The following is a 993-nucleotide window of genomic DNA, read 5'->3' on the forward strand; positions in this document are numbered from 1 at the left end:
TTGCGTCACCGAAGACTTGGCTCCACTCTGAAAAGCTTAAGTTAGTCGTGATAATCACACTTGTTTTCTCATATAGTTTGCCTAGCAAGTGGAATAGTAATGCGCCTCCCGTTTGACTAAAGGGCAAGTAACCAAGTTCATCTAAGATAACCAAGTCTGTATGGCTTAACCTGTTCGCAATGCGTCCCGCTTTACCTTCGAGTTTTTCTTGTTCAAGTTGATTCACAAGTTCAATGGTCGATAAGAAGCGCACTCGTAGTCGGTGGTGTTGGATGGCTTGTACGCCTATTGCCGTTGCTAAGTGAGTTTTACCCGTGCCAGGGCCTCCTATAAGTACGATGTTGTGGCTGCCTTCGATGAACTCACAGCGATGAAGCGCTTTGACAGGCGTTTCATCTACACTGCTTTGATTGAAGTCAAAGCCAGCTAGGTCACGGTAGGCTGGGAACCTTGCATGCTTCATCTGATAAGCGATTGATCGCACTTCTCGATCTGTTACTTCAGCTTTGATCAAGGCTTCAAGAATGGGCTGTGCTTGAAGGTAAGATGGCCCGGCTTGCTGTGATAGCTCCATAACACTGTTGGCCATACCGTGTAGTTTGAGTTGTTTGAAGGTGTGGATCATGGTTTCAATGTGCATAAGGATGACCTCTTAGTTGATCGTAGCGTTGTGTGTTGGCAATAGGTTCTTCGTTTAGAATGAGAGAGGGTGGTGTTAGCAAAGGCTCAGGTGTTTCCTGTTCGATGAGTTGGCTCAAACAGTTCATTACATGCTGTTTTGAGGGGTGCCCGCATCGCAGAGATTCCTCAACCGCTTGCTCAACCAGCTGTTCGTCGTGATGAAGTACCAAGGCCAATATCTCGACCATTTCTCGATCACCACCTTGTCGTCGAAGTAAATACTTTTGAATGGACTTGAAGCTGTCTGGCAAGGTCTCGAACGGTGCGCCGTTACGCAGTGCTCCTGGTTTGCGTTGAGCCACGGCTAGATAA

The 993-nt window shown here is 47.2% G+C and carries 1 protein-coding gene and 1 pseudogene; both read right to left on the reverse strand.

Annotation, left to right across the window (positions count from 1 at the left end; genetic code table 11):
- Positions 1–640, reverse strand: a 640-nt coding sequence (istB, locus tag A3729_RS11015; RefSeq protein ID WP_068633823.1) for an IS21-like element helper ATPase IstB, incomplete at its 3' end; no start/stop codon positions are given.
- Positions 630–993 (reverse strand): annotated as a pseudogene (locus tag A3729_RS32910) (IS21 family transposase); the annotation flags it as partial. The pseudogene A3729_RS32910 and the gene istB, both read right to left, overlap by 11 nt.

Source organism: Oleiphilus sp. HI0043, from assembly GCF_001634935.1.